Here is a 7011-nt window from a genome sequence, read left to right as displayed (position 1 = left end):
CCAGTGCACCTGGAATCTGCTGAGAAGTAGATTCCAGGTGAAAAAACAAACAATCTCAGGGTTGTTTTGGTCAAATTCAGGCCCGCACCAGAAAATACTGATACTGCCGTAGCGATTGTTGAGTTATTCAGACGTTCCTTAGCAGGGCATCCACTTTTTCTTTAACACTATTAAAATCGTCAAACTCACCTTGACCCAATTCCTCTGCCAGCCACTCAGCGGTTTCAAACACTTCGTACAAGGTCTGCCAGTATTGAACATCCAACAGTTTGCCCTTTGCCTTGGTATTCAGGCTGATGTCGTTGTCTTCGCACCAATTGAGGATATCTTTCTCAATGGATTTTAAAAAGCTCTGTTTTCGCCCTTTACCGAAACCCGACGTTTTATACACTTTATCGCCGTATTCGCTAAAGAGGTGCTCCATCACTTCGCTTAACTGTTTGTCAAAACGCAGGGGCGCTATACGTTCGGCGGTGAACTGGGCTTTGCGCCGGTCGGGCCGCTCGATGGTCACTTTGTGGTAACCAAAATCTTCATTGCGGAATACCTGACTGGTAATACCGGTGGAGTTTCTGCTTGCGTCCAGCTCGCGCTCTATCGCAGCACAATCCAGATAGGTACGGGTGATCTGCTCGATATGCTCCGGCGCAAATTCGCAGTTTTTGTTGCCGAGGTTTTTACGCAGTTTGCGGTACAGCAGGCTGGCATCAATTAACTGCACCTTACCCTTACGAGATTTAGACTTGTTGTTATTGAGCAGCCAGATATAGGTGGTAATGCCGGTGTTGTAGAACAGGTTATTGGGCAACTGTACGATGGCTTCGAGCATATTGTTTTCGATAATGTATCGACGGATATTGCTCTCACCACCACCGGCATCGCCGGTAAACAGGCTGGAACCGTTATGGACTGACGCAATGCGACTGCCCTTTGTGTACAAACCTGCGGCAGCACCAGTGCCCACGGATGGATCTTTCATTTTGCTGACCATTTCCATCAGGAACAGCAGCTGGCCGTCGCTGGAGCGTGGTGTGGCATCGCAATCCTCGATATTGCCCCAATAGTCTTTGAGCTTGACTTTAAAGCGCGAGTCAATCACATCACCACTGTCTTTGATGTATTTTTGCTCCGAGGCCCAGCTTTTACCGTAAGGCGGGTTGGAGAGCATAAAGTCGAAACGTTGGGAGGCGAATTCATCGGTGGACAGCGTTGATCCGACTTTGATGTTCTCGGGGTTGTTGCCCTTGATCATCATGTCGGACTTACAGATAGCGTAGGTTTCGTCGTTGATTTCCTTGCCGTAGAGGTAAATATCGCGCTCACTTTTGTAAGAAGCATCCAGCGGGTATTTTTCCTCAATAAAATTTTGTGATTCGGTGAGCATGCCCCCGCTACCACAGGCCGGGTCATACACGGTGAGAGTGAGTGGCAGATTGTCTTTGATGGGATCGAACACCAGGTGGGTCATCAGCTCGATCACTTCTCTTGGGGTAAAGTGCTCCCCGGCCTCTTCATTGTTTTCTTCGTTGAATTTACGGATCAGCTCTTCAAACACATAGCCCATGCCCAAATTGGAGAGGGCGGGCAGTTTGTAACCATCCGGATCAAGTGTTTCTACCGGGGTAAGATTGATTTTTGGGGAGACGAATTTCTCTACCACATCCAGCAACACGTCTTTATTGATCATGTGCTGGATTTTGCTTTTCAGTTCAAAGCGCTCGATGATTTCCTGCACGTTGGCACTGAAGCCTTTGAGGGATTCCTCAAAGTTGGCCAGCAGGATTTGGCGATTATTGGTAGCCGTATTATGCAGGCTGGTGAGCGTCCATTTGGACACGTTGTAGAACACGTAGCCGGAGGCATCTTTGAGCGGCTCTTCGTCCAGCTCGGTAGCCCGCATTTCTTTTATTTGGTAGCGAACCTCTTCCAGTACGGCGTTTTTAGTTGGCTCCAACAGGGTATCCAGTCGGCGCAATACCACCATCGGCAGGATAACGTCACGGTATTTGCCCCGCACATACACATCGCGCAGGCAGTCATCGGCGATGTTCCAGATAAATGAGACAAGTTTGTTGTGTACGCTGTGGTCCATTGTGTTTCCTAGTGATTAAAGCGGGTCTTTAAAAAACCGCTCAAATGCTTGTTTTAAAATCCGAGTCCTGTTCGGTCAGAAATTCGGTTTATCCCGGCGCTTGTTCTGCTCTGCCGGGAGCCAAAATCAGGTTTTGCACACCGTATAGCGCCTGGCTGTTTTGGAGCCACAATTGGTATTCGGGGCCGGTGAGCGAGTGGGTTGGTGAGCAGTCAACATGCCATTGCCGCAATAGATACCCTGCTGTAGCGGCTCGGATTTCGACCTTCATGACACCGCCGTCCATCCCGTAATCCAGCTCGATGGCTTCCCGATGCTGGATACGCGGGTGCGGTACCAATTCCAGCTCCACAAAACGATTCCACTGACGATCCTGGCTTGCAGTTTCCTGCTCTTCGACGGTGGAGTCTTCAACCATCGTGGCTTCTTTAATGCGGGTGAGCACAAAATCACGGAATTCGCCGCTCTTGCGGTCGAATCCCCGCACATGCCAACGCAGGCCGTTATCCACCAGAGTGTGGGGCACCATCTCACGCCGGGATTCGCCGCTGGACAGGGAGACATAGGTAATGGCCAGTGGATTGGCCTTGTGAATGGCTTCGGTCACCCTGGCAACAGTGGCCAGGCTGGGCTGGTTCAGATGGTAAGGTGCTTCACAAGCCAGTGGCGGTTTGAGCTTGCCGGTAAAGCCGTCGCCATAGCCCTGACTGATGGTGGCCAGGGTGCGCACCAGATCGTAATCGAACAGGGGCTTGAACGGGTCACCACGCAGGTGGGTTCTCAGCTTTTCGTCATAACGGATATTTGCGGGTGCCAGTTCCCGATACTGGGTGAAATCCTTGGTGGCCTGGGCAGGTGTGATGCTGAAGCGATCCACCAGATCGGCACGGTTGGCTTCCCCCTTGAATAGCAGAGTGAAGTCTATGTGGGCGATGCGATCGCGCTGTGCCCGATTTAAATCCCGGAGCGTGCTATTCATGCTGCATGATCATATATTGAACACGATACCTAATATTTATTATTAGGTAGCATCCTACCACAGCATTTCTGGCTTGGGATACAAGAAATTGCCCTTTGGTTTGGCTGGCTACTGGCAATCCACCAAAGGCTTTGAGGCTGCTTCGGATTGGGTGCTTCTGCTGCCTGCGGGGATCACTACCAACAACTCAGCGGTTAACCCACAGGAGTTAACCCCTTGATGCAGGGCTTTTTCGGTGGCGTTATACAGGGCTGCCAGTAGGGGATGTCGTCAGGCGGGCGGAGTTTTGGGGTGTTTCTCGTCAGCACCACTTGCAGCAAAGATCGGATTTATATTGACACTATTTGCATTACCTGAGATTCCGATTTTTCACCTGCATGGCCGCTACGCAGCCCTCGCATATGCCTATTTAAACTATTTCCATAAACTCAAGAGTCCACCGTGGATCGATCAGCTCAAGCCGACAAAGTAGAAAAACTCTCCCCTTCCTTCTTTTTGTTGCCTGGATAGCAAGTTTCGGAATTAACGCTAGCCTCTCGGACAAGACAATTGCCAGCTTTTGGTGGCATAGGCGAGGAGAAGTGGGTGGTTGATGATTGCTGAAGAGGATACACAAGGCTGTGGAAAATTCTGCGCTGGAACCAGGGAATACAATAAAAAAATAATGTAAAAAAGCCACACCCGGCGCAGCTTCCTGCGCCGGGTGCGGCAATGGGGTTAGGTGTTTGCGGATTCCTGCAGTCGCGATGTGGCTTCCAATGGTAGAGACTCGGAGTTTTCCGGTGCTTTGCGGGCGGAGACTTTGCCACCGGCAAGCTTGCGCAGGCCGACATAAAATACCGGGGTGAGCAACAGGCCGAACAGGGTCACACCGATCATGCCGGTAAATACTGTGATGCCCATGGCATTGCGCACCTCGGCACCGGCACCGTGAGCCAGCACCAGGGGTATTACGCCGGCAATAAAGGCTACCGAAGTCATAATGATGGGGCGCAGACGGAGGCGGCAGGCATCCAGTGCCGCTTTCACGGTGTCCTCGCCGGCCAGCTCCAGATCCCGCGCGAACTCAACAATTAAAATCGCGTTTTTACAGGCCAGGCCCATCAACACCACCAGGCCCACTTGCACAAATACATTGTTGTCCCCGCCGGTCACCCAGACACCAAAGAGTGCTGCCAGCAGACACATAGGTACTATCAGAATCACCGCCAGGGGCATGACCCAGCTCTCGTACAGAGCGGCCAACACCAGGAATACCAGCAGTACTGCGAGCGGGAAGACTACCAAAGCGGCGTCGCTCTGGTTGATCTGTTGGAAGCTCAAATCGGTCCACTCAATGTGCATGCCCGGGGGTAGAACTTCGCCCGCGACATTTTCTACGGTGGCCAGTGCCTCGGCCGAGGAAAGCACCTTGGGATTCGACTGACCCAGCAGGTCCGCGGCGGGGTAGCCGTTGTATCTGAGTACCGGGTCCGGGCCGTAGCTCTGGCGGAGGGTCACCATGGTATTGATCGGTACCATCTCTCCATTGATGTTGCGGGTATAAAGGTTGTCCAGATCCTTCACTTCGTCGCGAAACGGGGCGTCCGCCTGTGCCACCACCTGATATGTGCGACCGAACAGGTTGAAATCGTTGATATAGGTTGAGCCGAAGTACAGCTGCAAGGTGCCGAACAGATCACCCAGGCGCACGCCCTGGGCCTTGGCTTGGAGCCGGTCCACTTCCGCATCCAACTGGGGCACATTGGCCTGGTAGGAGCTGAAGGGATGGCTGAGGCCGGTGACCTGACTCAGGGCTCCCGACAGTGTCTGGGTGGCTTTTTGCAGCTCGCCATAACCAGCACCGCTGCGGTCCTGCAAGTATAAGGAGTAGCCGGAGCCGGCCCCCAGCCCGAAGATTGGAGGCGGCATAATGGTGATGGCGAGCCCCTCTTTGATCTGCGATAACTTATGGTTCAACTCGGCGGAGATCTCCGGAGCACTGCGGCTGCGCGCCTCGAAATCGTCGAGCAGGATAAATACCGTGCCCACATTGGGGGTGTTGGTGCGCTGCAATACGTTAAAGCCAACAAAAGCGGCGGCATGGGCCACCCCCTCGGTTTCCAGCGCCAGTGCACTGACCTGGCGTGCCACAGCTTCAGTGCGGTCCAGAGAGGCACCCTCCGGCAGGCGGATGCTGCCGATCAGGTAAGTTTTGTCCTGGGTGGGAATAAAACCGCCGGGTACTTCCTGGAACAGGGTGAAGGTACCTCCCAGCAGCGCCAGATAGACGATAAAGACCAGGCCGCGACGCTTGAGACTTTTCCCCACCACTCCCTGGTAGCGCTCCGAGCTGTGGTGGAAGAAGCGATTGAACGGGCGGAAAATCCAGCCGAACAGCCGCTCTATAATGCGCGCGGGTAAATCCGGTGCAGCGCCGGCGGGTTTTAACAAAGTCGCGGCCAGGGCCGGGGACAGTGTTAGGGAATTGATTGCGGAGATGATGGTGGCGATGGCGATCGTAGTGGCAAACTGGCGGTAGAACTGGCCAGTGATGCCGTCCAGGAATGCCATAGGCACAAACACAGCGCAGAGTACCAGCCCTATGGCGACAATGGGGCCGCTCACCTCGCGCATGGCTTGGTGCGCCGCCGCCAGTGGCGTCAGGCCCTCCTCGATATTTCGCTCCACGTTTTCCACCACCACAATGGCGTCATCCACAACAATACCAATAGCCAGTACCATGGCGAACAGCGTCAGGGTGTTGATGGAAAAGCCCAGGGCCAGCAGCCCCGCAAAAGTGCCCACTATGGACACCGGCACCGCCAGCAGTGGAATCAGGGATGCGCGCCAGGTCTGCAGGAACAGGATTACTACCAGGACCACCAGCAGGACCGCCTCCAGCAGGGTTTTGATCACCGACTTGATAGAGGTGCTGATGAATACGGTCGGGTCGTAGACCACCTCCCACTCCAGGCCCTTGGGAAACTGGTCATCCAGTTCCGCCATTTTGTCGCGCACGGCGCGGGATACTTCCAATGAGTTGGAGCCGGGGGATTGAAAGATGGGGATGGCTACCGCCTGGCGGCTGTCCAGCAGGGCGCGCAACGCATCTTCCGAGGCAGACAACTCTACGCGCGCTATATCATGCAGGCGGGTGATTTCTCCGTTGGCACCGGTTTTCAAGACAACATTGCCAAACTCTTCTTCGCTTTTCAGGCGGCCCTTGGCATTGATGGAAATTAGAAAGTCGGCCCCTTCGGGCATGGGCTGTGCGCCAATCTGTCCGGCGGACACCTGAACATTTTGCTCCTGCACAGCGCTGACGATATCTGCGGCGGTCACGCCCAGGGCGGCGGCTTTTTGCGGGTCTACCCACAGCCGCATGGCGTAGTCACCGGAGCCGAACAGGGCGGCCAAACCTACGCCGGGAATCCGCGACAGCTCATCGCGGATATGCAGCACCGCATAGTTGCGGATATAGGTGGCGTCCAGGCTGTCGTCCGGCGACTTCAGGTGCACTGCCATCATCAGGTTGGGGGTCTGTTTTTGCGTGGTTACACCCTGGCGGCGCACATCCTCCGGCAGGCGGGGCAGGGCCTGGGATACGCGGTTCTGTACCCGCACCTGGGCCAGGTCCGGGTCAGTGCCCAGTTTGAAGGTCACATTCAGGATCAGGGAGCCATCACTGCCGGCCACGGATTTCATGTAGATCATGTTCTCCACGCCGTTGATGGCTTCCTCCAAGGGCGTGGCGACAGTCTCGGCAATGGTTTTCGGGTTAGCTCCCGGATACCTTGTGGTCACCTGCACGCTGGGGGGCACCACCTCCGGGTACTCGCTCACCGGCAATAGTGGGATACTGATCAGTCCCACCACAAAAATAACGATCGACAGCACCGAGGCGAAGATGGGTCGGTCAATAAAGAAACGGGAAAAACTCATAGACTGCTACCCCGTG

General features: G+C 54.5%; 3 protein-coding genes. All 3 read right to left on the bottom strand.

The annotated features are described in order from the left end of the window. Nucleotides 1-127: 127 nt before the first annotated feature. Nucleotides 128-2092, bottom strand: coding sequence for a type I restriction-modification system subunit M (locus tag AB1S50_RS15130; protein WP_367151758.1), 1965 nt, complete (start codon nt 2090-2092; stop codon nt 128-130). Nucleotides 2093-2180: 88 nt separating this feature from the next. After that, nucleotides 2181-3071 (bottom strand): WYL domain-containing protein, encoded by an 891-nt coding sequence (locus AB1S50_RS15125; protein WP_367151757.1) that lies wholly within the window; start codon nt 3069-3071, stop codon nt 2181-2183. Nucleotides 3072-3788: 717 nt separating this feature from the next. Next, nucleotides 3789-6995 carry an efflux RND transporter permease subunit gene (locus AB1S50_RS15120; RefSeq protein WP_367151755.1) on the bottom strand — a complete coding sequence of 1069 codons (3207 nt, stop codon included), beginning with the start codon at nt 6993-6995 and terminating at the stop codon, nt 3789-3791. Nucleotides 6996-7011: the final 16 nt, after the last annotated feature.

Origin of the sequence: Microbulbifer discodermiae (genome assembly GCF_040742695.1) — a bacterium.
Taxonomy (GTDB): Bacteria; Pseudomonadota; Gammaproteobacteria; order Pseudomonadales; family Cellvibrionaceae; genus Microbulbifer.
The sequence above is the reverse complement of the archived record's forward strand: the minus strand, read 5'-3'. Positions and strand labels throughout refer to the sequence as shown.

What these genes read in the sequence shown, in the direction of transcription:
- AB1S50_RS15130 (WP_367151758.1), bottom strand. Translation starts at nt 2,092, where the DNA reads ATGGACCACAGCGTACACAACAAACTTGTCTCATTTATCTGGAACATC.
- AB1S50_RS15125 (WP_367151757.1), bottom strand. Translation starts at nt 3,071, where the DNA reads ATGAATAGCACGCTCCGGGATTTAAATCGGGCACAGCGCGATCGCATC.
- AB1S50_RS15120 (WP_367151755.1), bottom strand. Translation starts at nt 6,995, where the DNA reads ATGAGTTTTTCCCGTTTCTTTATTGACCGACCCATCTTCGCCTCGGTG.